Raw genomic sequence first — 25,736 nt, forward strand, 5'->3', positions numbered from 1 at the left:
TCGGCGCCGCCCGTGGCGGTGCCCGTGGCGGTGCCCCACCGGTGCCCCACCGGTGGCGCCGCGGAGCGCCGCCGCGGGACGGCACGGTCCTGCGGCGGCGCTCCGCCCGGTTCAGATCTCCGTCAGCAGCGAGATCTGGCGGCGGACGCCGTCGTCGCCGCCCAGTTTCGGGTGGTACCCGATCGCGGTCTCGCACAGCCGGACGAGCTCGTCCTTCTTGGTCTCCGCGCCGCGCTCGCCGAACCGGTAGAACTCGAAGGAGGGCCCGGCGGTGTGCTTCATGTCCACCGGCGTGGTGACCAGGGCCTGCGCGATCGGATAGAGGATTCCCTGCATCGCGGCGATGCCGTTACGCTCGAGCTCGTACCGGCGGCTGAAGAGCTCAGTGCGCTCGGTGCCGGGAATGGTCTCCTCGCGCTCGTCCTTGGTGGTGTTCTGATACAGCTCGTCGAGCAGGCACAGCGTGTAGCAGTAGCACGCGTTGAACAGTTCCATGAGCGCGTGGACGTTCGGGAGGCTCTTGTACTTCTTGAGCCTGGGGTTGTCGACGACCGGCCAGACGACCCGGGGATCGTTGATCGAGATCTCGTTCTTGGAGGTGGCGTCACCTGCGCCGATGCCCTCGATCTCCTTCTCGATCCGGCGGAACTTCTCGTAGTGCGTGTAGTCCTCGATGCCGGGCCTGATCTGGATGCGCTCGTGCTCCTTGGTGCTTCCCTCGCCCTGTTCGATGATGAGCTCCAAGGCGGCCTTGGCGGTCTTGTAGTCGTACACCCTGATCGGCGTCCCGCTGCCGAATTCGTTCCAGAATCCGCGGTGGTACTGCTTTCTGACGTTCGCCAGGTCCCAGCTGATCTTCTTTTCCTTGTTCAGCTTGGCGAAGCCCTTTTCGATGGCCCGGTAGAAGGCGCCCAGGCTGGTGTACTGCCCGACCTCCGCGGGGTCCGGGACGGCGCCGGCCGCGCGCGGCGGGATCCTGTCGGGCTGCTCCACCCGGCGGAACGTCCGCACGTGCGCGGTCGACAGCGCCTTCAGCTCCAGGCGGATCCTGGCACCGTCGGGGTCGGCGGGGTCGTTCCGGTTCAGCATGTCGCTGGGGAAGACCGGGACGAACTTCGGATCGTAGAACTTGATCTCGTCGCCGTGCCCGATGGCGACCATCAGGTTGCGGACCAGCGCCAGGTGCAGCATCTCCTCGATGGAGACCCCGATCAGGGTGCGCAGGACCCCGCGCTGCGCCGCCCACTGCGAGTGCCCCTGGGTCTTGAGGGAGTAGGCGGAGTACAGGAACAGCGGGATCGTGGACAGCTCCACCTGGGCGGCGACGTGCAGATGGTCGGCCAGCTCCCGCACGGTGGTGATCCCCTTGCCCGGGAGCAGCGGCCTGATCGTCTGCGCCGGGACGGCCGTCGTGGTCGTGGCGGTCATCGTGCTGCCCTCTCTACCGAGTTCATGGTGGGACGGGGTCCGTGCGCGCGGGCACGGGACGGGCGGGCGGGCGCCGCCGGCCGTTCGATGGCGGTGAAGAACCCCAGCCCGGCCCAGTGCCGCAGCCACGCCGGGCCGCGTTCGCGGGCCGCTCCGCGCAGCGCGGTGCCGACGGTGGCGCCCCGGCTCAGGTCGCGCAGCGCCCGGAAGGGGCGCGGGCCGAGCTCGTGGATCGTGATCGCGTAGTCGCGGCGGCCGACGGCCAGGTACGTCGTCCCCAGTGCGGGGAACGGCGGGTCCTGGCCGTGCCGTACGGCGGTCGCGTACTGGTGCGCGGGGAAGGACAGCCGCAGCAGCCGCAGGCACGGCGCGGTCGCCAGCCGCCAGCCGGCCGGTCCCCCGCCGCCGCCGTGCGGGGACATCGTCCCGCCCGGTCCCGCGGCGCCCGCGGTACTCGCGAGGTCGGCGGCGTGCAGCGCGAGGTCGGCCGCGTCCAGCACGGGGCCGTCCTCGGTGCCCGGCCCGTCGAGCACCTCGGTCACCGCCCGTTCGAACCGGGCCAGGTCGATCATCACGTCGACCCACGGCTGCCGCTCCGCGGGCGGGAGGCCGGTGTCGGGCCGGGTCTCGGCCAGGTGGCCGGCGAACCCGGCGTCCAAGCGGGACAGGGTGAAGTCCCGCGGCGGGCAGGAGTCCAGGTACTCCAGGGCGAACGCGTCGAACAGCTCCTCCCCGAGCAGGTGGATCAGGCCCGGATGCAGCTCGCGCATGCACTCCAGCAGGCGCAGCCGGTAGCCGCGCCAGTAGATGGCGAGCCGTTCCCGCGCGGTCATCCCGGACGAGGCGGTCAGCACCTCGCCCGCCGACGCGGTGACCCCCTTCGGGTCGAGGATCGCGTGCTGCATCCAGCGCTGGAGCCCGGCGAGGCCGTCGAGCTCAGGCATGGGCGCGGCCTCCCGCCGTCTCGGCGACCCGGCGCGCCTTGTCCAGCTCGGCTTCCAGGACGGGGAAGCCGGGCAGCTTGTCGTCCCATTCCAGCAGCGTCGGCACGTCCCCTCCGGTCGCGGCGACCGCGCGGGCGTACAGCTCCCAGACCGGGTCGGCGACCGGGCCGTCGTGGGTGTCGATGAGGTGGGTGCCGTGGTCGGAGTGGCCGGCCAGGTGCATCTGCGCCACCCGGCCGGCCGGCAGCACGCTCAGGTACCTGGCCGGGTCGAACCCGTGGTTCACCGCCGACACGTACACGTTGTTGACGTCGAGCAGCAGGCCGCAGTCGGCGTCGTCGGCCATCCGGGCCAGGAACTCGGGCTCGGTCATGGAGGAGCCGGTGAACTCGACGTAGCTGCTGGGGTTCTCCAGCACCAGCCGCCGTCCCAGGAAGTCCTGCACGGTGCGGACGCGCCGCACCACGTGCGCGAGGGACTCCTCGGTGAACGGCATCGGCAGCAGGTCGTGGGTGTTGAGGCCCAGCACGCCCGTCCAGCAGACGTGGTCGGACACCCATTCGGCCCGCGTCTCGGCGGCGAGCCGCCGCAGGCGGGTGAGGTAGTCGAAATCGAGAGGGTCGGTGCTGCCGATCGACAGCGAGACCCCGTGCAGGACGATCGGGTACCGTTCGGCAATCTCGGCGAGCCCCTTGCGGCGCCCGCCCTGGGACGTCAGGTAGTTCTCCGAGATGACCTCGAAGAATCCGACCCGCGGCTCGTGGCACCGCACGTGCTCCAGGTGCGGCGTGCGCAGTCCGACCCCGAATCCCAGCGGCCCGCCCCCGGAAACGGGTGCCGTCATCGGGCCGTCGAGGAACCGTCGTCCGATGGGGACGCGGATTTCGGCTTGGGAGGAATTTCTTCGTCGTCAATGTCATATTCCGGCAGCATTCCGTCGGGAATGCCCTCGCCGGGTGCGGGGCCATAGGCCAGGCTCGCCCGGTTCATCCGGTCCTCCATCTGGCGGCGCGCCTGCATCCAGACGCTCTTGCCCTTCATCGGGCCCGCACAGAACACCCGGCTGATGTTGATCGGGCTCGCGCAGCTCCCGTTGTATCGGCACGCCTGATCGCCCGGACGCCACTGCTCCGAGTCGGCGCCGGCGTAGCCGCAGCCGCCCTGGCCGCGACACTGGCCCTCACCGTGGCAGACGTGCCGGACCGTGGCGCAGCTCCCGGTGCCCGCCATGTACGCCTGGCCGTCGACGTCGAATCCGTGGCAGGCGCTCAGGCCCATGCAGACGTGCTGCTCGAGCCCGTCGGACGTGCCTCCGCAGCCGGCCTCGACGAGCCTGCCGCTCGACTCGTACTTCAGCTCGGCGGCGTATTCCGCCGAAGAGAGGACTTCCGCCCCGGTCCGCTCGCCGTGCCCCTCATGTTCTCTCTTGACCTTCCCCATGTCATTCCTCCCCCGCCCGCACACCAGAACGGCGCAGACGATCGAACACGCCATTACCTGGAAGACCATTCCGATCCTTGGCCCTACCTCCCCTTGACCCATGGTCGATAATCCGGAGGCATGCGAATTTGCCCGCGCGAGGCACACCTTTGACGTCCGGATGACGATCGGCCGCGGCGGCCCCGCGAAACGACGGGCCGCGAGCCGCGAGCCGGGGTCCGGCGGGCGGACGGCCAGGCCGGACGCGCGCGGCGACCTCACCGGACGGGGGCGGGACCGCCGGGTAGTGTCGTCGGCGGGTGCCCATCCTGCGGCCGGCCGCCGGGGTCGGCGCCTGCTACGACACTTGTCGTAGATCGGCTAGAGTCCAGGCAGACAACGGCGACGTGGAGGCATTCAATGGCTTTTTGGGACAAGCTGCGCGACTCGACTCAGACGATGCAGACCCAGCTCATGGCGAAGAAGAACGACCTCAAGAGCGGCGCGTTCCGCGACGCGAGCATGGCCGTCTGCGCGCTGGTCGCCGCGGCCGACGGCTCGGTCGACCCGAGCGAGCGGCAGCGCACCGCGACGCTCATCGCCTCCAACGAGGTGCTCCAGAACTTCCCGGCCGACGACCTCCAGCGGCGCTTCAACGCCTACGTCGACAAGCTCACCGCCGACTTCGACTTCGGCAAGGTCAGCGTCCTCCAGGACATCGGCAAGGTGAAGAAGAAGCCCGCCGAGGCCCGCGCCGTCATCCAGATCGGCATCATCATCGGCGGCGCCGACGGCAACTTCGACGACCAGGAGAAGGCCGTCGTGCGGGAGGCGTGCTTCGCCGTCGACCTCTCCCCCAGCGAATTCGAGCTGTAGGACGGACCGCCGCCGGCGGGCGCCGGCACGTCAGCCCCTGGAGCCGCCGACGCCCGGCCCCGCCTGGTGGCGGTTCGCATCCCGGCACATCGCGCGGCCGGTGCGGAGGGGGCACCGGCATCCGGCCGCCTCCTGCCGCGGTGCCCTACTCCAGGCCCGGGGCGGGCGCGGTCGTCGAGGTGGAGTGCCCGCCGCGCAGGATGTCGGGCTCGATGAAGATCAGCCGGGCGATCGGAACCGATTCGCGGATCCGCGCCTCGGCTCCGTTGATGGCCTGGGCCACGTCCCGCGCGTCGTCGTCCAGATCGATGGCGATCTTGGCGGCGACCAGCAGCTCCTCCGGGCCGAGGTGCATGGTGCGCAGGTGGATGACGGTGTCGACGTCGTCGCCGGCCAGGATGGCCGCGCGGATCAGCCGGACGTGCTCGTCGCTCGCGGACTCGCCGATCAGCAGGCTCTTGACCTCGGTCGCGAACACGATCGCGATCACGCACAGCAGGACGCCGATGGCCCCGGTGCCGATGCCGTCCCAGACGCCGTCGCCGGTGGCGAGGGTGAGCCCGACGCCGGCCAGCGCGAAGACCAGGCCGAGCAGCGCGCCGGTGTCCTCCAGCAGGATCGCCGGCAGCTCGGGCGCCTTGGACCGCCGGACGAACTGGAACCAGCCGGCCTTGCCGCGCACCTGGTTGGACTCCTTGACGGCGGTGCGCAGCGCGGTCGCCTCCAGCACGATCGCGACGAGCAGCACCACGACCGGCACCCACTGCCATTCGGTGATCGGATGCGGGTCGCGGATCTTGTGCCAGCCCTCGTAGAGCGCGAACAGCCCGCCGAGGGTGAACAGCACGATCGCCACGATGAACGCGTAGATGTAGCGCTCGCGCCCGTACCCGAACGGGTGCTCGGGGGTCGCCCGCCGCTTGGCCCGCCTGCCGCCGATCAGGAGCAGTGCCTGGTTGCTGGAGTCGGCGACCGAGTGGATCGCCTCGGCCAGCATCGACGAGGACCCCGTCAGCGCGAAGGCCAGGAACTTGGTGACCGCGATCCCGAAGTTGGCGGCCAGCGCCATCGTGACGGCCTTCGTACTCCCCTCGGCACTCATCAGCCGCGTCTCCCTGGTGATGTTCCTCGTACGCGGGCCCCGGGCCCGCCGGCGGGCCCGCTGCCCGGCGCGCGGCCGGGAGCGAGGCCGCGAACACGCTACTACAGTCGTAATACGGCGCCGTCCGCACGGCCGTGCGGCGACGGGCCGGCAGCGGGCCGGCAGCGGGTCAGACCTTCTGGGTGCGGTCCTCGACCTTGGCCGCCTGCGCGTTGGTGCGGACCGACTCGACGCCGTGCAGTGCGCCGGCCTTGCTTCCGTACCCCTCGCTGACGGCGATGGTCTCGCCATTGCCGGCGACGAGCTTGAAGCGGAACGCGCCGGCCTTGTCCTTGATGATCACGAACTTCCCCGTCATGACGTCCCCCCGAAATCGGTAGTGATCGCCCTTTACCCGTCCAGTCCGGGCGGTCAACGGCGCGGCTCCCGTTGTTGACCCCCGCCATACCGGGTCCGTACCGGGGCGGGTGCCGGAGCGCCGGGGGCGCAGGGGCGGCACCGGGGTTGCGGCGCGCGATATGCGAGCATGACACGGGGAGCGATCAATATCTCACTCATCGTGATACGGGGGTAGTTCGATGACCGGGATGCCGAACTCCGGCGGCCACACCACGACGAACGCGGGGATTCCCGTCGGGAGCGACGAGCAGTCGCTGAGCGTGGGCGCCGACGGCCCCCTGCTCCTACACGACGTCTACCTCGTCGAGAAGATGGCGCAGTTCAACCGGGAGCGGGTGCCCGAACGCGTGGTGCACGCCAAGGGCGGCGGCGCGTACGGCGTGTTCGAGGTGACCGGCGACGTCAGCGGGTACACCCGGGCCGACCTGTTCCAGCCCGGCCGGTCGACCCCGATGCTGGCGCGCTTCTCCAGCGTGGCCGGGGAGCTCGGCAGCCCCGACACCTGGCGCGACCCGCGCGGGTTCGCGCTGAAGTTCTACACCCGGCACGGCAACTACGACATGGTCGGCAACAACACCCCGGTGTTCTTTATGCGCGACCCGCAGAAGTTCCAGGACTTCATCCGCTCGCAGAAGCGGCACCCCGAGACGCACCTGCGCGACAACACGATGCAGTGGGACTACTGGTCCCTGTCGCCGGAGTCCGCGCACCAGGTCACCTGGCTGCTGGGCGACCGCGGGGTGCCGCGGAACTGGCGGCACATGGACGGGTTCAGCTCGCACACCTACATGTGGATCAACGGCGCCGGCAAGAAGGTGTGGGTGAAGTACCACTTCCTCACCGACCAGGGCAACGCGTTCTACACCCAGGCCGAGGCCGATGCGATGGCGGGCGAGGACACCGACCACTACCTGCGCGACCTGCACTCCGCGATCGACCGGGGCGACCACCCGTCCTGGACGCTCAAGGTGCAGATCATGCCGTTCGAGGACGCGGCGTCCTACCGGTTCAACCCGTTCGACCTCACCAAGGTGTGGCCGCACGCCGACTACCCGCTGATCGAGGTCGGCCGGATGACGCTGAAGGAGAATCCGGACAACTACCACATCCATATCGAGCAGGCCGCGTTCGAGCCGTCCAACCTCGTGCCGGGGATCGGGCCGTCGCCGGACAAGATGCTGCTGTCGCGGCTGTTCTCCTACGCCGACACGCACCGCTACCGGATCGGCGTGAACTACGCCGAGCTGCCGCCCAACCGCCCGCACGTGGACGTCCGCTCGTACGCCAAGGACGGCCCCATGCGGCATTATCCGGCCGACACCGGCGCGGTCTACCACCCCAACTCCTTCGGCGGGCCGGACGCGGCCCAGCAGGAGAACGTCGAGGAGGCGAGCTGGCTGGTCGAGGCGGGCGAGCTGGTCCGCGAGGCCTACACCCTGCACGCCGAGGACGACGACTTCACCCAGCCGGGGAACCTGGTGCGCGAGGTGATGGACGACGCGGCCCGCGACCGCCTGGTCACCAATGTGGTCGGGCACCTGTCCAAGGGGGTGTCGGGCACGGTGCTGGACAACGCCGTCGCCTACTGGCGCAAGATCGACCCGTCGGTCGGCGACCGCATCGCGTCCGGCATGAAGGTGTCCTGACCGTCCCCCCCGACGGCCCGACGCCCCGCCGCGCGGCCGGTCAGTCGGCGGTGGGGAAGGCCAGCTCGGGCGGGGCGGACGGCGCCGACGACGACGGCCAGCGCGTGGTGACGGCCTTCGCCCGGGTGTAGAAGCGCACCCCCTCGGGCCCGTGCATGTGAGTGTCGCCGAAGAGCGAGGACTTCCAGCCGCCGAACGAGTGGAACGCCATCGGCACCGGGACCGGGACGTTCACGCCGATCATCCCGACGTGCACCTCGCGCTGGAAGCGGCGCGCGGCCTCGCCCGACCGGGTGAAGACCGCCGTCCCGTTGCCGTACGGGTTGGCGTTGATGACCGCCACCGCCTCGTCCGGCGTGGCCGCGCGCAGCACCAGCAGGACCGGGCCGAAGATCTCCTCCCGGTAGGCGGCCATCGCGGGGGTGACCCGGTCGAGCAGGCAGGGCCCGACGAAGAACCCGGGTCCGGGCAGGTCGCGCCCGTCGACGAGCACGGCCGCGCCGTCCCGCCCGGCGGCCTCGACGTGCCCGGCGACGCGGGTCCGCGCGGCCGGGCTGATCACCGGGCCCATCTCGCTGGCCGGGTCGGCGCCGGCCCCGACCTTGATCGCGCGGGCCCGGTCCGCGAGCCGCTGCACCAGCGGGTCCGCCGACTCCCCCACCGCGACCACCACGGAGATCGCCATGCAGCGCTGCCCCGCCGACCCGTACGCCGCGGCGGTGATCTGGTCGGCGGCGTGGTCGAGGTCGGCGTCCGGCAGGACGACGGCGTGGTTCTTGGCGCCGCCGAGCGCCTGGACCCGCTTGCCGGACTCACTGGCGGCCCGGTGCACCCGGCGGGCGACGGGCGTGGAGCCGACGAACGACACCGCGGCCACGCCGGGGTGGGCGGTCAGCGCGGCGGCGGTGCCGCCGTCCCCGTGCAGAACGTTGAACACCCCGGCGGGCAGGCCCGCGTCGGCGTACAGCTCGGCGATCAGGTTGGCGGCCGACGGCACCTGCTCGCTCGGCTTGAGCACGAAGGCGTTGCCGCAGGCGATCGCGATCGGGTGCATCCACAGCGGGACCATGACCGGGAAGTTGAACGGCACGATCCCGGCGCAGACGCCGAGCGGCTGCCGGAAGGAGAAGGCGTCCACGCCGGTGGAGACCTGGTCGGAGTAGTCGCCCTTGAGGAGCTGGGGGATGCCGCAGGCGAACTCGACGACCTCCCGGCCCCGGACGATCTCGCCGCGGGCGTCGTCCAGCACCTTGCCGTGCTCGGCGGTGATGATGCGGGCGAGGTCGTCCTCGTGCCGCTCCAGCAGGTCGCGGAAGGCGAACATGATCCGCGCGCGGCCGGTGACCGGCACGTCCTGCCAGGAGGCGAACGCCTCGGCGGCGGCGGCCACCGCCGCGTCGACCTCGGCCTCGCGGCCGAGGGGCACTTCGGCCAGCGTCCGCCCGGTCGCCGGGTCGTACACCGGGAGGGCGTCGCCGCCGGCGACCGGTACTCCGCCGATCCAGTGCTGGATTGAGCGCATGGGATTCCCTTCGGGGTCTGGGGTCACAGGTGGCGGCGCTGGGCGCGGCGGTCCTTGTCGTAGCGGGCGCGGGCCTGGCGGGTGGAGTCCAGGGCCGACACCTCGGCGACCGGGACGTCCCACCACGCGTCGCTGCCCGGTGCCGGGGCGAGCGGGTCGGTCTCCACATGCACGACGGTCGTCCGGGACGACCGGGCCGCCTGCTCCAGCGCGGCGCGGAACTCGGAGACGCCCGACGCGCGCAGGACGTCGGCGCCGAGGCTCGCGGCGTTGGCGGCCAGGTCGACCGGGAGCCGATCGCCGTCCAGGCCGGTGCCGGTGCGCGCCCGGTAGCCGGTGCCGAAGCGCTGCGCGCCGACCGACTCCGACAGGGCGCCGATGGAGGCGTAGCCATGGTTCTGCACCAGCACGACGACGAGCTTGACGTCCTCGGCGACGGCGGTCGCCAGCTCCTGCGCCATCATCAGGTACGAGCCGTCGCCCACCAGCACGAACACCTCGCGGGACGGGTCGGCGAGCTTCACCCCGAGCCCGCCCGCGATCTCGTAGCCCATGCAGGAGAATCCGTACTCCACGTGGTAGCCCTTGGGGTCCCGGGTCCGCCACAGCTTGTGCAGGTCGCCCGGCATCGAGCCGGCCGCGCAGACCACCACGTCGCGCGGGCCCGCGACCTCGTTCACCGCGCCGATGATCTCCGACTGCGCGGGCAGCGGGGTGCGGCCGAGGGCGAACGCCCGGTCGGTGACGGCGTTCCACCGTCCGGCGAGCTCGCGGGCCTCGGCGCGGTGGCCGGCGGGGACCGACCATCCGCCGAGCGCGCCGTCGAGGGCGGTCAGCCCGGCGCGGGCGTCGGCGGTCAGCGCCTCCCCCGCGTGCTTGGCGGCGTCGAAGGCGGCCACGTTGAGGTTCACGAACCGGACGCCGGGACGGGCGAACAGGCTGCGCGACGCGGTCGTGAAGTCGCTGTACCGGGTCCCGATCCCAAGGACGACGTCGGCCTCGCGGGCCAGCGCGTTGGCGGCGGTGGTCCCGGTCGCGCCGATCGCGCCGACGGCGCACGCGTGGTCCCAGGGCAGCGCGCCCTTGCCCGCCTGCGTCTCGGCGACCGGGACGCCCGTCCGCTCGGCGAACGCGCGGAGCGCGGCCGTCGCCCGGGAGTAGAGGACGCCGCCGCCCGCGACGATCAGGGGCCGCTCGGCGCCGCGCAGCAGGGCGGCGGCGCGGGCGAGGGCGGCCGGCTCGGGGACCGGCCGGGGCACGTGCCAGACGCGGCCCGCGAACAGCTCGTCCGGCCAGTCGTAGGCCTCGGCCTGCACGTCCTGCGGCAGCGCGAGCGTCACCGCGCCCGTCTCCGCCGGGTCGGTCAGCACCCGCATCGCGCCCAGCAGCGCGGACGGGAGCTGCTCGGGGCGGTCGATCCGGTCCCAGAACCGCGACACCGGCTTCAGGCAGTCGTTCACCGACACGTCGTAGGAGCGCGGGTCCTCCAGCTCCTGGAGCACCGGGTTGGCGGGACGGGTGGCGAAGACGTCCCCGGGCAGCAGCAGCACCGGGAGCCGGTTGATGGTCGCCAGCGCCGCGCCCGTCACCAGGTTCGTCGCGCCGGGGCCGATCGACGTCGTGCAGGCGAACGTCGCGAGGCGGTCGCTCATCCGCGCGTAGCCCGCCGCCGCGTGCACCATGCCCTGCTCGTTGCGGGCCATGAGGTAGGGGAAGCCCTCCTCCAGCAGCCCCTGCCCGAGACCCGCCACGTTCCCGTGCCCGAAAATCCCGAAGCAGCCCGCGAAGAACCGGCGCCGCTCGCCGTCGCGCTCGGACGACTGCGCGGCCAGGAACCGCACGACCGCCTGTCCCACCGTCAGCCTGGTCATCGTTCCTCCCGGGAGGTCAGCGGAAGCCTCGGGTCGGTCTCCTGGCCGGGCCAGGTGTCGCGGACCCAGGCGTGGTCGGGGTCGTCGCAGATCCGCCACGCGCGCTCGGGCGACGGCCCGGCCATCACGTTCAGGTAGTAGAGGTCGTACCCGGGCACCGCCATCGACGGTCCGTGCCAGCCGTGCGGGATGAGGACGGCGTCGCCGCCGCGCACCTCGGCGAGCACGTCGGTGCTGCCGTACACCCGCTGGTAGGCGATGCCGGACGGGCCCGCGACCTCGAAGTAGTAGATCTCCTCCAGGACGGACTCGCCGGGCCGGTCCTCGTCGTGCTTGTGCGGCGGGTAGGACGACCAGTTGCCGTCCGGGGTGAGCACCTCGCAGGCGATCAGGCGGCTCGCGTGCGGGAACGCCCCGGGGGTGCAGAAGTTGTTGACCTGGCGGCTGGCCCGCCCGGCGCCGCGCAGCTCGACCTGCACGTCCTCGGCCGGGCCGTAGCGCGGGACCAGGCGGTCGGGGCAGCGCGCGGCGGGCAGCGCGAACCGGCCGCCCGCCGCGCTCGTCACGGTGACCCGCGCGTCGCGCGGCACGTAGGCGAAGTCGGTCACCCGGGAGAACACGCTCGCGCGTCCGGTGATCTCGAAGTCCGCGCCGTCGCAGGCCACCCGGCAGCCGCCCGACAGCGGCAGCACGAGCGTCTCGAACCCGCCGGTGCCGAAGGTGTGCGTCCCGCCCGGGGGCAGTTCCAGGACGCGCAGCGCGCTGTACTCCCAGCCCGCGCGCTCGGGCGTGATCTCCAGTTCGTAGGGCGGGGCCGCCGCGGTCCCGGCGGGCAGGTGGAACGTCCCGGTCACAGCGCCTCCACCGCGGCGTCCACGGCCGCCGCCACGTCACCGTCAGAGGGGTACAGCAGGGACCGGCCGACGACCAGCCCCTTCACGGTGGGCAGCCGCAGCGCCCGCCGCCAGCCCGCGAGCGCGGCCCGCGGGTCGCCCGCGACCTCGCCGCCGAGCAGCAGCGCGGGCAGCGTCGAGGCGGCCATCACCCGTTCCATGTCCGGCACCACCGGCACCTTCAGCCAGGTGCGGGCGGAGGTGACGCCGAGCCCGGTCGCGACCGAGATCGCCCGGATCATCGCCTCCGGGGTGAGCACGTTGCGCACCCGGCCGTCGACCCGGTGCGACACGAACGGCTCCACCATCGCCATCAGCCCCTGCGCGGCGAGCGCGGACACCGCGTGCGCGCAGCGCTCCAGCGTGCCGGCGGTGGCCGGGTCGCCGTCGTCCAGGCGCAGCAGCATCTTGCCGCCATCCAGCCGGGCCGCGGCGAGGGCGGCGGCGTCGTAGGCGGTGAACCGGTCGTCGATCTCGAACGAGGCGCCGGCCAGCCCGCCGCGGTTCATCGAGCCGATCACCACCTTGCCGTCCAGCGCGCCGAGCAGGAGCAGGTCCTCCAGCACGTCGGGGGTGCCGAGCACGCCGTCGACGCCGGGGCGGGCCAACGCGAGGCAGAGCCGGTCGAGCAGGTCGCCGCGGTCGGCCATCGCCATCGGGTCGCCGCCGGCCGCGAGCGCGCCGCGCGCCGGGTGGTCGGCGGCCAGCAGCATCAGCCGGCCGGACGGCCCGAGCAGCCTCTCGCGGCGGACCCGCCGGGCCGCCGCCTCGGCGATCGCGCCGGGCCGGGACGCCCGGATCTCGGTCAGTTCGTTCGTCCGCCCGGCGCGCGATCCGCCCGGCGGGCCCTGAGGGCGCGGTGTCTCCACGGTCATGCCGTCAACCCTTCCAGGAGCGCCGTCACCTCGTGGGCGCCCGTCACGCGAGGGCCCCGGCGAGGAAGCCCAGGCTCGCGCGCACGTCGTCGCACGGACCGGTGCCGGGCGCGGGCTCGTCCGCCAGGACGACGTCCTGCTCCAGTACGTACCAGCCGTCGTAGCCCACGCCTTCCAGGGACGACAGGAGCGCGGCGACGTCGACGTCGCCCGCTCCGAGCGGCCGGTAGATCCCGGCCCGGACGGCATCGGTGTAGGTGGACCGGCCGCAGCGGACCCCGTCGGCCAGTTCGGCGTCCACGTCCTTGAGGTGGACGTGTGCGATCCGGTCCGGCGCGCGGGCGGCGAGCTCGACCGGGTCGGTGCCGCCGATCAGCAGGTGGCCGGTGTCCAGGCACAGCGGGATCGCCGCGCCGTCGAGCACGCGGTGCACCTCCTCCCGGCGCTCGACCACGGTGCCGACGTGCGGGTGCAGCGTCGCCTGGACGCCGAGCTCCGCCGCGCGGGCGGCGATCCGGTCCAGGTTGCCGAGCAGGGTCGTCCAGGCCGCCGCGTTCAGGACCGGGCGCTCGTCGTATCCGTCGAGCCCGGTGGCGGCGGCGAGCACCAGGGTGAGCGGCGGGCCCGCCCCCACTGAACTGGAACGTTCCACCCCAAATCCGGACAACGCCCGCTCCACTTCCGGCAGCGGGTCGCGTTCCGGATCGTGCAGCACGGCGGGGACGAAACCGCCGACGGGACGCAACCCGTGACGCCGCAGCAGGGCCGTCCGCTCCGCGGCGCCGGACGGCAGGAAGCCATCCGGCCCGAACTCGGCCGCGGCCAGCCCGAGCCCGCCCATCTCCTCCAGCACCCGCGCGGGGGGCAACTGAAGGCCCCACCCGGGCACCTCGCACACTCCCCATGAGATCGGGGCTCCCGCGATCCGGTCCATGCCCATCGGCTCACCCTTCCCGCCCTGCGCGTGCGGCGCCCGGTCGTGCGCCGGCACGCCGAGTCTGCTGAACGGCGCGACACGATGTCAATAGTTTGTCATGACATCATGAGGTAATGAGATAGCCAGGAAGAACAAGTACGATGGCCCCTATCTGATCCGGGAGGGGACATCGGGTGAACCGTCCAGTCGTGTCCGTGGACCGCGGCAGCCCGGTCCCGCTGTACTTCCAGCTGGCCCAGCAGCTCGAGGCGGCGATCCGCGCGGGCGATCCGGCTCCGGGCGACCGGCTGGAGAACGAGGTCCAGCTCGCCGACCGCTGCGGGCTGTCGCGCCCCACCGTCCGCCAGGCGATCCAGCACCTGGTCGACAAGGGGCTGCTGGTGCGCAAGCGGGGGGTCGGCACCCAGGTGGTGCAGGCCCAGGTGCGCCGGCCGGTCGAGCTCACCAGCCTGCACGACGACCTGGCCGCGGCGGGGCGCGAGCCTCGCACCGAGGTGCTCGCCCTGGACTCGGGGCCGGCCGAGGACCAGGTGGCCAAGGAGCTCGGCGTGCCGCCCGGCACCGAGGTCACCCGGATGCGCCGGCTGCGGTTCACCGGCGCCGAGCCGCTGGCGCTGCTCACCAACCACCTGCCGACCGACCTGGTCGACTTCACCGCCGACGACCTGGCCGGGCACGGCCTGTACGAACTGCTCCGCACGTCCGGCATCAACCTGCGCGTCGCGCACCAGGCCATCGGCGCGCGCGGCGCGACGGCGGCCGAGGCCAGGCTGCTGGACGAGCGCCGCGGCGTCCCGCTGCTCACCATGACCCGCACGGCCTTCGACGACAAGGGCCGCTCGATCGAGTACGGGTCGCACGTCTACCGGGCCAGCCGCTACTCGTTCGCCCTCACGCTCGTCGAACGCTGACCGCGTCCGCGCGCTCGCGGCGGGACCCGTCCCCCGGCTCCGGCCCCGTCCGCCGGGAACGGGGAGCCACGGTATCGCCGACGGGCCCGCCGGACGCTCTCGTAGCTGTTAACGTCCCGCTCGGCAGTCCGTGTCACGCAGAGGAGCCGCGCCGAGCATGCCCCATCCGACTCTGGAGGACGTCGCCGCGCGGGCCGGCGTCTCCCGCGCCCTGGTCTCCCTGGTGATGCGCGGATCCCCGAAGGTCGGCGAGGAGCGGCGCGCGGCCGTGCTCGCCGCCGCCCGCGAGCTCGGCTACCGGCCCAACGCCATGGCCCGGGGCCTGGCCGCGGGCCGGACCGGCATCGTCGGGGTGCTGCTGGCCGACCTGCACCAGCCGCTGTACGCGCGGATCCACGACGGGCTGGCCGACGAGGCGGCCCGGCGCGACGTGCGGCTGCTGCTGACGACCGGGCGGGGCCGGCCGGCCCTGGAGCGGGCCGCGGTGGAGGACCTGCTCGACCTGCGGCTGGACGGGCTGGTGCTGGCCGGTCCGCGGATCGCCGCGGCCGACCTCGACCGGGCCGCGGCGGGCTGCGCGATCACCGTGGTCGGCCGCGCGGTGCGGTCGGACCGGGTGGACCGCGTGACCGGCGACGCCGCCGCCGAGGCCGCGCAGGCGGTCGCCCATCTGACCGCGCTCGGGCACCGCCGGATCGCCTGCCTCGACCTGGACGGACGCTCGGCGTCCCTGCGCCGCGCCTTCCTCGCCGCGATGGACGGGGCCGGCCCGTCCGCCCACGCGAGTGTCCTGACCGTCCCGGACGCGCTCAGCACCGGGCCCGGCGGGCTCCCGGACGCGCTCGGCAACGCGCTCGACGGCGGGCCCGGCGGGCCGCCGGGCGCGACCGGGCCGCCCACCGCGGTGCTCGCGCTCGGCGACCCGGGCGGGACCGCCGCGCTGGCCGCGCTGCTCCGGGCCGGCCGGCGCGTCCCCGAGGACGTGTCGCTGGTCGTCCACGGTGACCCGCCGGGGGCCGGGGCCGCCGGGGTGACCACGGTCGGCCCGGACGCCCGCGAGCTCGGCCGGCTGGCGATGGGCGCCCTGATGGACCGGATCCGCGGCGGCGTCCCCGGCGGGCCCGCCCAGCGGATCGGCGTCGCCCCGGTCCTGACGGAACGGGCGACCACCGCCCCGCCCCCCGCCGGGGCCTGACCCGGGACCTCCGCTCAGGAGACGACACGCAGGCCCGGCCCGGCCGGCGCCGAAGACCGGGTCGGTCCACTCGCGCGACGGCCGCAGGGAGGAGGCGGGACGGTCTCAGCCGGCCGGGGGAACCCCGAGAAGGCGCAGATAGATCGCGGTGAGTTCGTCGACCAGGCGCTCGCGGCCGGCGGGGTCGGCGGGCACCGTGCGGGCGAACCGGGCGAAGATCCCATAGGTGGCCTCGGCGAGGACGCGCGGCGGCGCGGCCGGGTCGGCGAGCCCCTGCGCGGTGATCCGCTCGATGTAGCGGGCGGTGCGGCGGAGCGGCCTTTCCTGGATCTCCCGCCACACCGCGCGGATCTCGGGATCGACGAGGGCCTGGTGCTCGATCACCGTCAGCAGTTCCAGGTTGGCGGCGTACGCGGCCAGGAACCGGGCGCTGGACTCGCGGGCCAGCCCGTACGGGTCGTCCTCGTCGACGCCCGGGATCTCGTGCGCGGCGAGGAACGCGTCACGCACGCCGAGCGCGACCGCGCGGAACACCTCCTCCTTCGAGGCGAAGTAGACGTAGAACGTCGCGCGGGCGACCTTCGCCTCGGCGGTGATGCCGGCGATGGTGGTCCGCGCGTGGCCGCGCCGCGCGAACACCCGCCCGGCGGAGCGGACCAGCAGCGAGCGCGTCTCGTGCTCCCGGCCCTCGCGGGAGCTGCGCGCCGCCGCCCAGGGGGCCCGCTCCGAGGTCACCGGCCCGCCGCTCCGGCGGTCCCGGCGCCGCCGGTCAACTCGCCGAGGATGCGTGCCCGGAGCTTGTACTTCTCGATCTTGTTCGTCGGGGTGCGCGGGATGTCGGCGACGATCCGCACGTGCCGGGGCCGCATGTACTTGGGCATGGTCGCGGCGGCGAAGGCGTGCACGCCGTCCTCGGTCAGCCCGCCGTCCTCGTCCGGGACGACGTAGGCGACCACGTCGTCCTCGTCGCCCTCGCCGCTGCGGATCGCGAAGACCGCGCAGTACCGCACCCCGGGGTGCTGGTTGATCATGTCCTCGACCTGGAAGGACGACAGGTTCTCGCCGCGCACCCGGATCCGGTCGCCGAGGCGGTCGACGAAGTAGAACAGCCCGTCGGCGTCGCGGACGGCGGCGTCGCCGGTGTGGAACCACAGGTTGCGGAACGCCTGGACGGTCGCCTCGGGCTTGCCGAGGTACTCGTTCAGGAACAGCGCGGGCAGCCGCGGACGCAGCGCCAGATGGCCGGGCTCCTCGTCGGCGCACTCCTCGTCGCGCTCGTTGAGGACGGCAGCCTCGACGAACGGGCTGGGACGGCCCATCAGCCCCTTGCGCCCGGCCTCGCCGCCGGCCAGGAACGGGACGCCGTGCGCGGCGGTCAGCTCGGCGATCTCCTCGTGGGTGCGGCCCCGGTAGAGGCCCGGCGGGGTGCCCTCGCCCGGCGCGGTCTCCTCGATCACCACCGCGAGCGGCGCGCCGGACTCGGTCTGCCCGAAGCCGGCGGTCACGAAGTCGAACCCGAAGCGCCGCGCGGCCTCGGCATGGTGCGCCGGCAGCGGCTGCATGTGCACCTTGTTGAGGGTGTTGCGGCGGTCGCCGGGGTCCTCGGGCGCCTTCATCAGCCACGGGATCATCACGTCCAGCAGGATCGCCGTGGTCACGCCGCGCGACTCGACCCGCCGCCAGAAGTCGGTCGGGCTGAACCGGTTCCAGACCGCGACCTCGCAGCCCGCCCACGCGGCCCGCGCGACGTTGGCGATCGCGCCGCCCACGTGGTACATCGGCAGGTCGTTGTAGATGACGTCCGCGCCGGTGACGGGCAGCCGCAGGTTGAAGGTGTACTGCGCGAGCCACCGGAACGGCTGGACGACGCCCTTGGCCGGACCGGTCGTGCCGGAGGTGTAGATGACGTTCGCCGGGTCGTCGTAGGCCACGGTCACCCGCGGGCGCGGCGCGTCGGCGGTCAGCGCGGCCCACGGCACCTCGCGCAGCGCGGGATGCGCCGGCTCGCGCTCGGCGGCGTGGTCGTGCGCGCCGGGCGGGGCGTCGTAGACAACCACCGCAGGGGGCTCGGCGAGCCCGCCCGCCACCTCGTTCAGCGCGGGCAGCAGCGCGGGTTCGGTGACGACCAGCAGCGGCCCGGTGTCGTCGAGCTGGTACGACAGGAGCCGTCCGGCGTAGCCGAAGTTGATCGGGCAGTAGAGCGCGCCGGCCTTCCACGCGCCGAACATCACCAGCGCGCTGACCAGCGGGTTCAGGCAGAACACGCTGACCCGGCCGCCCTTGCCGACGCCCTGCGCGGCCAGGTTCCCCGCGATCGCGTCGGTGCGCCGGCCGAACTCGGCGAACGTCAGCGTCACCCCGTCCTCGCCGTAGTGGAAGAACGGGCGGTCGCCCGCGGTGGCGGCCCAGTGGTCCAGCCGCTCGGTGACGATCTCCCCATCGGCGGCCAGCGCCGCGACCAGGTCCTGGCTCATCAGAGCTCTCCTCACGGGTTCAGGGACGGGTGCCGAACGACGGGCGGCCGGTCAGCTCGGGGAGCACGCGGTAGGCGTCGCGCACCCAGTCGCACAGCAGCGGGCGGCTGTCGCGCGGGTCGATCAGGTCCTGCACGCCGAACCGCTCGGCGGTGCGGAACGGGGACGCGACGGCCGCCAACTCGCGGCGGATCCGCTCGATCTCCGCCTCTGGGTCGGCGGCGTCCTGGAGCTGGGCGCGGAAGGCGGCCTCCACGCCGCCCTGGACGGGCAGCGAGCCCCAGTCGCCCGACGGCCAGGCCCAGCTGCGGCCGGACCGGTGCCGGTCGACGATGCCCGCGCCGCCGACCCCGTACACGCGGCGCAGGATCAGCTCGGCCTGCGGGACGGGCGCCTGGTAGACGGCGCTGATCGCGCGGGCGCCGTGCCGGATGGTGGCGCGGCGCTCGGCGGCCAGCCCGATCGTCATCCCGGCCTGGTCGGTCAGGCTGACCAGCGGCAGGTGGAAGGTGGTGCACAGATCGGCCAGCCGGGTGATCGCCTGCGCGCCCTCCACCGACATCGTGGCGCCCTTGAACGGATCGGCGGCGATGACCCCGACCGGGTGGCCGTCGAGCCTGGCCAGCGCGGTGACGGTGCCGGCGCCGTACTCGGCGTACCGGAACACCGAGCCCGCGTCGAAGATCGCGTCGAGGACGGGGCCGATCCGGTACGGGCGGCGCCGGTCGCGCGGGACCGCGGCCAGCAGGGCCTCGTCGCGGCGGCCGGCCGGATCGGTCCCCGGGACGACCGGCGGGAGCTCGAACGCGCTGCCCGGCAGGTAGGACAGGAAGCGGCGGACGACGTCGAACGCCTCGTCCTCGGTGCGGACGAACCGCTCGATCGTGCCGTTGCCGCGGTGCACCCCGGCGCCGCCGAGCTCCTCCTTGGTGAGGTCCTCGCCGGTGCCGCCGCGCACCACCGGCGGGCCCGCGGTGAAGAGCTGGCCGACGCCCTCCACCATGACCGCCAGGTGCGACATCACCAGCCGCGCGGCGCCGAGCCCGACGGTCGGGCCGAGGCAGGCCGCCACGACCGGGACGAGCGAGAGGTTGTCGACCACCGCGTCCCAGCCGGGGTTGACCGGCACGTAGGTGAAGCCGGCCTCCTGCGCCATCTTGACGCTGCCGCCGCCGCTCGCGCCGTCGAGCAGCCGGACGAGCGGGAGCCGCATATCGCGGGCGAGCCGCTCGGAGTAGATCTGCTTCTCGTGGATCGCGGCGTCGCCGGAGCCGCCGCGGACGGTGAAGTCGTCGGCGCCGAGCACCACCTTGCGGCCGTCGATCCGGGCCGTCCCGGCGACGAAGTTCGCGGGCAGCAGCGAGGACGGTGCGCCGTCGCCGCCGTAGTCGGCGAAGCCGGTGAGCGCCCCGATCTCGGCGAAGCTGCCGGGGTCGGCGAGGGCCGCGATCCGCTCCCGGACGGTGAGCCGTCCGGCGGCGTGCTGCCGCGCCACCTTCGCCGGGCCGCCCATCTCGTGGGCCAGCCCGTGCCGGCGGCGGATCTCGGCGACCTCGGCGGACCAGTCCGTGTCGCGCTCGGCATCGCCCGCCCCGGCGGCGGCGGCCGGGGCGGCAGGCGCGTCCGGGGCGCCCGCGGGCTCGCCGAACACCAGCAGCGCGCCGTCGTCGACGAGCCGGCCCTTGCCCGCGAGCACGGCCCCGACCACCATGGCCTCCGGCGCCCGGACGACGTGCTCCATCTTCATCGCCTCGAGCACCAGCAGCGGGGCGCCCGCCGCGACATGGTCGCCCTCGGCGGCGGCCAGGCTCACCACCATGCCCTGCATCGGCGCGGTCACGGCCACGGATCCCTCTGGCGCCTCCGCCACGGGTTCGGCGGCGCCGGCCGGGCCGTTCACGGCCGCGTCGAAGTACAGCCGCCGGTGGGCGCCGCCGAGCAGTTCGGCCAGGTGGTCGGCGATGAACGTCGTGTCCCATCGGCCGGTCGCGAAGTCGGGGTGCCCGAGGACGCCCTGCAACAGCGCGATGTTGGTCGGGACGCCCTCCACCTGGAACTCGCCGAGCGCCGCGTACGCCTTCGCGGTCGCGCCGGCGAAGTCGGGGGCCTGGGTGATGACCTTGGCGAGCAGCGAGTCGTAGCGCGGGCTCGCCGGGTAGCCCGCGTACCCGTAGGTGTCGACCCGCACGCCCGGCCCGGACGGCGGGCCGAACGCGGTGATCGTCCCGGCGCCGGGACGCGGCGAGCCGTCCTCGGCGAGGGTCTCCAGGTTGACCCGCACTTGCAGCGCGTACCCGCGCACCGGCGGCGTGCGGTCGAGGCCGGCCTCGGCGAGGGAGGCGCCGGACGCCAGCCGGATCTGCGCCCGCACCAGGTCGACCCCGGTGACCTCCTCGGTGACGGTGTGCTCCACCTGGAGCCGCGGGTTGGCCTCGATGAACCAGAAGCCCGAGCCCGCGACCAGGAACTCGAACGTGCCGAGGCTCCCGTACCGCACCTCGCCCGCGAGCCGGAGCGCCGCGTCGAGGATCCGGTCGCGCAGCGCCCCGTCCAGCGACGGGCTCGGCGCGACCTCGATCAGCTTCTGGTGGCGGCGCTGGATGCTGCAATCGCGTTCCCACAGGTGCCGGACGGCCCCGGTGCCGTCGCCGACGACCTGCACCTCGATGTGCCGCGCGGCCGGGAGCAGCCGCTCGACGTAGAGCGCGCCGTCGCCGAACGCCTGGAGCGCCTCGGACCGGCACCGCTCGTACGCCTCGTCCAGCCCGGCCGGGTCGAGCACCGTCCGCATGCCGCGCCCGCCGCCGCCCGCGAGGGCCTTCAGCATCACCGCGCCGTGCTCGGCCGCGAACGCGCGGGCCTCGTCCAGGCCGGTCGGCCCCGTGGTGCCGGGCATGACCGGGACCTCCAGGCTCCGCGCGAGCGCGCGGGCGCGGACCTTGTCGCCGAACAGCTCCAGCACCTCGGGCCGCGGGCCGATGAAGGTGAGACCCGCCTCGGCGCAGCGCCGCGCGAACGCCCCGTTCTCGCTGAGGAAGCCGTAGCCGGGGTGGACGGCGGTGCAGCCGGACTCCCGCGCCGCGGCGATGATCGCCTCGCCGTCGAGGTAGGCGGCCACGCCCTCGCCGGGCAGCTCCCGGGCCTCATCGGCCCGCCGGGTGTGCAGCGAGGCCGCGTCGTCGCGCGCGTGCACCGCGACGGTCCGGACGCCCAGCTCGTTCGCCGCGCGGATCACACGGATCGCGATCTCCCCGCGGTTGGCCACCAAGATCCCGCTCACACCGTCTCCCACCTGCTGATTGACGTTGACGTCAACGTCATCATCCTATCCGCGGGCGGCCCGTTGACAAGTGGCCGCATGCGGCACCGCCGGACTCCGCCGCATCGCGCTGAACCCGGTCCTCTCGGGGCACACCACCTCATGCCACATCAACGATGTCGGGAGACCGCATGAAAACGCATCTCGCCGCCGTGGCAGCGGTGGCCGCACTGGGCGGAGCCCTCACCGGATACCTCGTCGCCCCCTCGGCCGGCGACGCCTCCTCCCGCCGCCCCGCCGCCGCGCTCACCGGCGGCCCCAGGCACCTCGCCCTGAACATGCCGGACGGCGACCGCGCGAAGGCCGCCGCGCTCGGCTACGACCTGTTCGACGTCGACCCGGACGAGGACGCCGTCAACGCGCTGCCCGAGGGCGCCATGGCCATGCTGTGGGTCGGCAACACCACCTGCGGCGACTTCCAGATCGCCGGGACCGGTGACTTCACCGAGACCGTCAAGCGCCTCGCGGGCAACCCGCGCGTCTACGGCTGGTACCTCTCCGACGAGCCGAACCCCGACGAGTGCCCGGGGATCGCCGGCAGGATCCGGGCCCGCGCCGACATCGTCCACGAGCACGCCCCGGGCCAGAAGGCGTTCGCGTCGCTGACCGACTGGCCGATGGGGCCGCTCAAGCCGTCGGCGACCCACCTGGACCTGATCGGGCTGGACCCCTACCCCTGCCGCGCCGGCGGCGGGGCCTGCGATCTGGACGCGATCGACACCATGGTGGAGCAGGCGGACCGGGCCGGGTTCTCCCGGCGCATGATCGTCCCGGTGTTCCAGACGTTCGGGCAGGCGTGCGCCGACGGCGACAGGACCTGGCGCCTGCCCGCCGCCCGGCAGCTCCAGTCCATGCTCGACCGCTGGGACCGCTTCGCCCCCTCTCCCGCCTTCGACATCAGCTACTCCTGGGGGCGCCAGAGCGGCTGGGCCTGCCCCGCCCTCACCGACGCCGACGGCACCGACGGCCACCCCGATCTCCAGACCGTCATGAAGCGGCACAACACCCGCCGGGACGGCCCGGCCGCCACACCGCGCCGCCCCGGCTCCAGCTCCAGCTCCAGTTCCGGCTCCGGCCCACGGCGCGGTCCCGGCCCGAGCTCCGGGTCCCGCTCCCGTCCCGCTTCACCGGGCCCCACGCCCACCCCCTCCCCCTCCCCCACCTCCTCGCCCTGTCCCGTCCCGAGCGGCTGACCCGGCGCTCAGGCGAGGGTCACAAGATCGGCGTAGTCGGGGCTCCAGAGGTCCTCGACCCCGTCGGGCAGGATCAGGACGCGGTCGGGCAGCAGCGCCTCGATCGCGTCCTGGTCGTGGGTGACCATCACCACGGCCCCCCGGTACGCGCCGACCGCCGCGAGCACCTCGTCGCGGGAGGCGGGGTCGAGGTTGTTGGTGGGCTCGTCCAGCAGCAGCACGTTCGCGCTGGAGGCGACCAGCCCGGCGAGCGCGAGCCGGGTCTTCTCGCCGCCGGACAGGACGGCGGCGGGCTTGTCCGCGTCGTCCCCGCCGAACAGGAACGAGCCGAGGATGGTCCGAGCCTCGCCGCTGGTCAGGTGCGGCGCCGCGTCCATCAGGTTCTGCCCGACGGTGCGGCCTGGGTCCAGGGTGTCGTGCTCCTGGGCGAAGTAGCCCAGCCGCAGCCCGTGGCCGTGCACGACGCGTCCCGAATCGGGACGTTCCCGTCCGGCGAGGACGCGCAGCAACGTGGTCTTGCCCGCGCCGTTCAAGCCGAGCACGGCCAGCCGCGCGCCCCGGTCCACGGCCAGGTCCACCCCGGTGAGGACCGGCAGCGTCCCGTAGGACTTGGCCAGGCTCACCGCGCCCAGCGGCGTCCGGCCGCACGGCGCCGGCTCGGGCAGCCGGATGCGGGCGACCTTCTCGGCCCGGCGGGCGGGGCCGAGCCCGTCGAGCATCCGGTCGGCGCGCCGGGCCATGTCCTTGGCCCGGGTGGCGGTCGCGACGCTCCCCCGCATCTTGTCGGCCTGGCTCCGCAGCGCGGCGGCCTTGCGCTCGGCGGCGGCCCGCCGGCGGTCGTCGCGCCGCTCCCCGGCCGCGCGGTCGGCGAGGTAGGTGCTCCATCCGGTGTTGTGCACCTCGACCGCCGTCCGGTCCGCGTCGACCCGCCACACCCGGTTGACTACGTCCTCCAGCAGCCCGGTGTCATGGCTGATCACCACCAGGCCGCCGGGATGGCCTGCCAGGAACCCGCGCAGCCAGGCCACCGAGTCGCCGTCCAGGTGGTTGGTGGGCTCGTCCAGCAGCAGCGTGCCCCGCTCGCCGAACAGGACCCGCGCCAGCTCGACCCGGCGCCGCTGCCCGCCGGACAGGACGCCGATCGGCCCCGCCATCACCCGGTCGGGCAACCCGAGGCCCGCGGCGATCCTGGCGGCCTCCGCCTCGGCGGCGTACCCGCCGCGGGCCTGGAACTCGGCCTCGGCACGGGCGTACCGGTCCATCGCCCGGCCCTGGCCCGCCGGGCCGGTGGCCTCGGCCATCGCGGTCTCGGCCGCGCGCAGCGCCCGGACGGTCTCGTCCAGCCCGCGGGCGGACAGGATGCGGCCGGTGACGGTGACGGCGGGGTCCGCCGCCGCGGGGTCCTGCGGGAGGTAGCCGACCGGGCCGGTCCGGGCGATGGTGCCGGCGGCGGGCCGCGCGTGCCCGGCGAGGATCTTCAGCAGGGTGGTCTTGCCCGCGCCATTGCGGCCGACCAGGCCGATGCGGTCGCCGGGGGCGATGTGGGCGGTGACGCCGGACAGCAGGGGGCGGGCGGCGACGCGCACGTCGACCCCGCGAAGGGTAATCATTTGGTGACGCTCCGGAAGGACTCAAGGACACACGGGTGGCGTGGAGGCGTGTGTCCGAGCTAGGAGATCCGGGGCGTGCGCATGGACCAAGTGTATCCGGCACGCGCTCAGGCGGGGCCGTCAGCCGGTCAGACTCGTGTGGCGGCCAGCTTCGCCTCGTCGAAACGGAGCCCGTGGCCCGCGTGGTCGCCCACCTGGAGGCGGGACCCGTCGATGCGAACCGGGTACGGCTCGCCGAGCAGGCCCAGCGCCGCGAACGAGGCGTCCGGGAAGAAGAGGACTCCGCCGAGCCGCATTCGCTCCTCCATCACACGTCGTGCCGCTGTTCCTGGGACGGGTCGGTGCGCAGGCGGGCGTGCAGGCCGCCGTCGATGTGCAGAACGTGGCCGTTGAGCTGCGCGGCGGCCGGGGAGGCCAGGAAGAGGGCGGCGTCCGCGACCTCCTCGGGGGCGGTGGTGCGGCCCGAGGGGAGGTCGGTGGCGGGGCGGACGTCACCGACGACGCTGGCGGGGGCCAGGCAGTTGGCGCGGATGCCGAGCCCGCCGAGCTCCACCGCGATGGCGCGGCTGAGCGCCTCGATCCCGGCCTTGGTCACGTCGTAGACGCTCTGGTCGTCGTGCGCGCGGGAGCCGCCCGGCGAGGACAGGCTGATGATCACCCCGCCCCGGCCGGCGTCCCGCCAGTGCCGGGCGGCGCGCACCGACAGCAGGTAGGCCGAGCGCAGGTTCGCCGCGATCACCGCGTCCCAGTCGCCGGCCTCCAGGTCGATCAGCGGGGTGCGCAGCCCGGTGATCGCGGCGTTGTTCACCAGCACGTCCAGCCGGTCGAGCCGGGCGAAGACGGCGTCGGCGACGTCCTCGCGGGCCAGGTCGCCGGAGAGGGTGGTCACGTTCGGCGCGTCCCCGAAGACCTCCAGGCCCCCGGTGTCGCGGTCCACGGCGAGCACGCGGGCGCCGGCCCCGGCGAAGCGGGCGACCAGCGCGCGGCCGATCAGCCCGGCCGCGCCGGTCACCACCACCCGCTCGCCGCTGTAGTCGTACCGGACGGAGCTCATTCGGCGCTCTCCCGTCGTCGGATGCACAACCGGGCCTCGTGACCAGACTGCCCCACCGGACGCGCCCG

General features: G+C 73.8%; 22 protein-coding genes. 5 read left to right on the plus strand and 17 right to left on the minus strand.

The features are described 5' to 3' along the window. Positions 1 to 111: 111 nt before the first annotated feature. Genes OHA34_RS08175 through OHA34_RS08190 form a run of 4 tightly spaced genes read right to left on the minus strand, consistent with a single transcriptional unit; the run spans position 112 to position 3,812 of the window. Entirely contained in the window at positions 112 to 1,428 is a 1,317-nt protein-coding gene (locus tag OHA34_RS08175; protein ID WP_329521236.1) for a ferritin-like domain-containing protein, read from the minus strand. Then, positions 1,425 to 2,372 (minus strand): DNA-binding domain-containing protein, encoded by a 948-nt coding sequence (locus tag OHA34_RS08180; protein ID WP_329521237.1) that lies wholly within the window; start codon positions 2,370 to 2,372, stop codon positions 1,425 to 1,427. Before OHA34_RS08180 ends, OHA34_RS08175 begins: the two co-directional genes overlap by 4 nt. Then, the gene (bufB, locus tag OHA34_RS08185) at positions 2,365 to 3,216 is read right to left on the minus strand and encodes an MNIO family bufferin maturase (RefSeq protein ID WP_329521238.1); all 852 of its coding nucleotides are present in this window, start codon (positions 3,214 to 3,216) and stop codon (positions 2,365 to 2,367) included. The genes OHA34_RS08180 and bufB overlap by 8 nt, the downstream gene beginning before the upstream one ends. After that, entirely contained in the window at positions 3,213 to 3,812 is a 600-nt protein-coding gene (locus tag OHA34_RS08190) for a hypothetical protein (protein WP_329521239.1), read from the minus strand. Before OHA34_RS08190 ends, bufB begins: the two co-directional genes overlap by 4 nt. A 399-nt stretch (positions 3,813 to 4,211) precedes the next feature. Here OHA34_RS08190 and OHA34_RS08195 point away from each other — a divergent pair, with 399 nt between their 5' ends. Beyond that, positions 4,212 to 4,667 carry a tellurite resistance TerB family protein gene (locus OHA34_RS08195; RefSeq protein ID WP_285940373.1) on the plus strand — a complete coding sequence of 152 codons (456 nt, stop codon included), beginning with the start codon at positions 4,212 to 4,214 and terminating at the stop codon, positions 4,665 to 4,667. Between the two features lie 145 nt (positions 4,668 to 4,812). On the opposite strand, the gene OHA34_RS08200 is transcribed toward OHA34_RS08195, so the two are convergent. Further along, complete coding sequence (locus OHA34_RS08200; RefSeq protein WP_329521240.1) at positions 4,813 to 5,769, minus strand: cation diffusion facilitator family transporter; 957 nt, start codon at positions 5,767 to 5,769, stop codon at positions 4,813 to 4,815. Between the two features lie 169 nt (positions 5,770 to 5,938). Further along, complete coding sequence (locus OHA34_RS08205; protein WP_285940376.1) at positions 5,939 to 6,127, minus strand: YegP family protein; 189 nt, start codon at positions 6,125 to 6,127, stop codon at positions 5,939 to 5,941. A gap of 220 nt (positions 6,128 to 6,347) precedes the next feature. Here OHA34_RS08205 and OHA34_RS08210 point away from each other — a divergent pair, with 220 nt between their 5' ends. After that, entirely contained in the window at positions 6,348 to 7,814 is a 1,467-nt protein-coding gene (locus OHA34_RS08210) for a catalase (RefSeq protein WP_285940377.1), read from the plus strand. 40 nt (positions 7,815 to 7,854) lie between these two features. Here OHA34_RS08210 and OHA34_RS08215 read toward each other — a convergent pair whose 3' ends face one another. From OHA34_RS08215 to OHA34_RS08235, 5 genes are read right to left on the minus strand one after another with little or no spacing between them, the layout of a single operon-like run. Continuing rightward, positions 7,855 to 9,336 (minus strand): CoA-acylating methylmalonate-semialdehyde dehydrogenase, encoded by a 1,482-nt coding sequence (locus tag OHA34_RS08215; RefSeq protein WP_329521241.1) that lies wholly within the window; start codon positions 9,334 to 9,336, stop codon positions 7,855 to 7,857. 23 nt (positions 9,337 to 9,359) lie between these two features. Continuing rightward, entirely contained in the window at positions 9,360 to 11,207 is a 1,848-nt protein-coding gene (gene iolD, locus OHA34_RS08220; RefSeq protein ID WP_329521242.1) for a 3D-(3,5/4)-trihydroxycyclohexane-1,2-dione acylhydrolase (decyclizing), read from the minus strand. Then, the gene (gene iolB, locus OHA34_RS08225) at positions 11,204 to 12,061 is read right to left on the minus strand and encodes a 5-deoxy-glucuronate isomerase (RefSeq protein ID WP_329521243.1); all 858 of its coding nucleotides are present in this window, start codon (positions 12,059 to 12,061) and stop codon (positions 11,204 to 11,206) included. Before iolB ends, iolD begins: the two co-directional genes overlap by 4 nt. After that, positions 12,058 to 12,975, minus strand: coding sequence for a Cgl0159 family (beta/alpha)8-fold protein (locus OHA34_RS08230; protein ID WP_285940381.1), 918 nt, complete (start codon positions 12,973 to 12,975; stop codon positions 12,058 to 12,060). The genes iolB and OHA34_RS08230 overlap by 4 nt, the downstream gene beginning before the upstream one ends. Positions 12,976 to 13,018: 43 nt before the next feature. After that, on the minus strand, positions 13,019 to 13,966 hold the full coding sequence (locus OHA34_RS08235; RefSeq protein ID WP_329521244.1) for a TIM barrel protein: 948 nt from the start codon (positions 13,964 to 13,966) through the stop codon (positions 13,019 to 13,021). A gap of 134 nt (positions 13,967 to 14,100) precedes the next feature. Here OHA34_RS08235 and OHA34_RS08240 point away from each other — a divergent pair, with 134 nt between their 5' ends. Beyond that, positions 14,101 to 14,823, plus strand: coding sequence for a GntR family transcriptional regulator (locus OHA34_RS08240; RefSeq protein WP_285940383.1), 723 nt, complete (start codon positions 14,101 to 14,103; stop codon positions 14,821 to 14,823). 157 nt (positions 14,824 to 14,980) lie between these two features. Further along, entirely contained in the window at positions 14,981 to 16,018 is a 1,038-nt protein-coding gene (locus OHA34_RS08245) for a LacI family DNA-binding transcriptional regulator (protein ID WP_285940384.1), read from the plus strand. Between the two features lie 105 nt (positions 16,019 to 16,123). Here OHA34_RS08245 and OHA34_RS08250 read toward each other — a convergent pair whose 3' ends face one another. The 3 genes from OHA34_RS08250 to OHA34_RS08260 are packed head-to-tail and all read right to left on the minus strand — an operon-like array spanning position 16,124 to position 21,772. Beyond that, positions 16,124 to 16,753 carry a TetR/AcrR family transcriptional regulator gene (locus tag OHA34_RS08250; protein WP_285940385.1) on the minus strand — a complete coding sequence of 210 codons (630 nt, stop codon included), beginning with the start codon at positions 16,751 to 16,753 and terminating at the stop codon, positions 16,124 to 16,126. Then, the gene (locus OHA34_RS08255; RefSeq protein ID WP_285940386.1) at positions 16,750 to 18,492 is read right to left on the minus strand and encodes an AMP-binding protein; all 1,743 of its coding nucleotides are present in this window, start codon (positions 18,490 to 18,492) and stop codon (positions 16,750 to 16,752) included. The genes OHA34_RS08250 and OHA34_RS08255 overlap by 4 nt, the downstream gene beginning before the upstream one ends. A 19-nt stretch (positions 18,493 to 18,511) precedes the next feature. Then, complete coding sequence (locus OHA34_RS08260) at positions 18,512 to 21,772, minus strand: carboxyl transferase domain-containing protein (protein ID WP_329521245.1); 3,261 nt, start codon at positions 21,770 to 21,772, stop codon at positions 18,512 to 18,514. Between the two features lie 170 nt (positions 21,773 to 21,942). Here OHA34_RS08260 and OHA34_RS08265 point away from each other — a divergent pair, with 170 nt between their 5' ends. After that, positions 21,943 to 23,004, plus strand: a complete 1,062-nt coding sequence (locus tag OHA34_RS08265; RefSeq protein WP_329521246.1) for a hypothetical protein — start codon at positions 21,943 to 21,945, stop codon at positions 23,002 to 23,004. An 8-nt stretch (positions 23,005 to 23,012) separates the two neighbouring features. Here OHA34_RS08265 and OHA34_RS08270 read toward each other — a convergent pair whose 3' ends face one another. The 3 genes from OHA34_RS08270 to OHA34_RS08280 form a co-directional block, all read right to left on the minus strand. Continuing rightward, complete coding sequence (locus OHA34_RS08270) at positions 23,013 to 24,614, minus strand: ABC-F family ATP-binding cassette domain-containing protein (RefSeq protein ID WP_329521247.1); 1,602 nt, start codon at positions 24,612 to 24,614, stop codon at positions 23,013 to 23,015. Between the two features lie 128 nt (positions 24,615 to 24,742). Further along, positions 24,743 to 24,910: a hypothetical protein gene (locus OHA34_RS08275; RefSeq protein WP_329521248.1), complete on the minus strand. Its 168-nt coding sequence runs from the start codon at positions 24,908 to 24,910 to the stop codon at positions 24,743 to 24,745. 11 nt (positions 24,911 to 24,921) lie between these two features. After that, entirely contained in the window at positions 24,922 to 25,668 is a 747-nt protein-coding gene (locus tag OHA34_RS08280) for an SDR family NAD(P)-dependent oxidoreductase (RefSeq protein WP_285940393.1), read from the minus strand. Positions 25,669 to 25,736 lie beyond the last annotated feature (68 nt).

This window comes from Spirillospora sp. NBC_01491, assembly GCF_036227065.1.
Classification (GTDB): Bacteria; Actinomycetota; Actinomycetes; order Streptosporangiales; family Streptosporangiaceae; genus Spirillospora; species Spirillospora xylanilytica.

Coding starts and splice junctions, on each gene's coding strand:
- OHA34_RS08195 (WP_285940373.1), top strand. CDS start 4,212: ATGGCTTTTTGGGACAAGCTGCGCGACTCGACTCAGACGATGCAGACC.
- OHA34_RS08205 (WP_285940376.1), bottom strand. CDS start 6,127: ATGACGGGGAAGTTCGTGATCATCAAGGACAAGGCCGGCGCGTTCCGC.
- OHA34_RS08230 (WP_285940381.1), bottom strand. CDS start 12,975: ATGACCGTGGAGACACCGCGCCCTCAGGGCCCGCCGGGCGGATCGCGC.
- OHA34_RS08245 (WP_285940384.1), top strand. CDS start 14,981: ATGCCCCATCCGACTCTGGAGGACGTCGCCGCGCGGGCCGGCGTCTCC.
- OHA34_RS08210 (WP_285940377.1), top strand. CDS start 6,348: ATGACCGGGATGCCGAACTCCGGCGGCCACACCACGACGAACGCGGGG.
- OHA34_RS08200 (WP_329521240.1), bottom strand. CDS start 5,769: ATGAGTGCCGAGGGGAGTACGAAGGCCGTCACGATGGCGCTGGCCGCC.
- OHA34_RS08280 (WP_285940393.1), bottom strand. CDS start 25,668: ATGAGCTCCGTCCGGTACGACTACAGCGGCGAGCGGGTGGTGGTGACC.
- iolD (WP_329521242.1), bottom strand. CDS start 11,207: ATGACCAGGCTGACGGTGGGACAGGCGGTCGTGCGGTTCCTGGCCGCG.
- OHA34_RS08275 (WP_329521248.1), bottom strand. CDS start 24,910: ATGCGGCTCGGCGGAGTCCTCTTCTTCCCGGACGCCTCGTTCGCGGCG.
- bufB (WP_329521238.1), bottom strand. CDS start 3,216: ATGACGGCACCCGTTTCCGGGGGCGGGCCGCTGGGATTCGGGGTCGGA.
- OHA34_RS08180 (WP_329521237.1), bottom strand. CDS start 2,372: ATGCCTGAGCTCGACGGCCTCGCCGGGCTCCAGCGCTGGATGCAGCAC.
- OHA34_RS08215 (WP_329521241.1), bottom strand. CDS start 9,336: ATGCGCTCAATCCAGCACTGGATCGGCGGAGTACCGGTCGCCGGCGGC.
- OHA34_RS08190 (WP_329521239.1), bottom strand. CDS start 3,812: ATGGGGAAGGTCAAGAGAGAACATGAGGGGCACGGCGAGCGGACCGGG.
- OHA34_RS08270 (WP_329521247.1), bottom strand. CDS start 24,614: ATGATTACCCTTCGCGGGGTCGACGTGCGCGTCGCCGCCCGCCCCCTG.
- OHA34_RS08265 (WP_329521246.1), top strand. CDS start 21,943: ATGAAAACGCATCTCGCCGCCGTGGCAGCGGTGGCCGCACTGGGCGGA.
- OHA34_RS08175 (WP_329521236.1), bottom strand. CDS start 1,428: ATGACCGCCACGACCACGACGGCCGTCCCGGCGCAGACGATCAGGCCG.
- OHA34_RS08255 (WP_285940386.1), bottom strand. CDS start 18,492: ATGAGCCAGGACCTGGTCGCGGCGCTGGCCGCCGATGGGGAGATCGTC.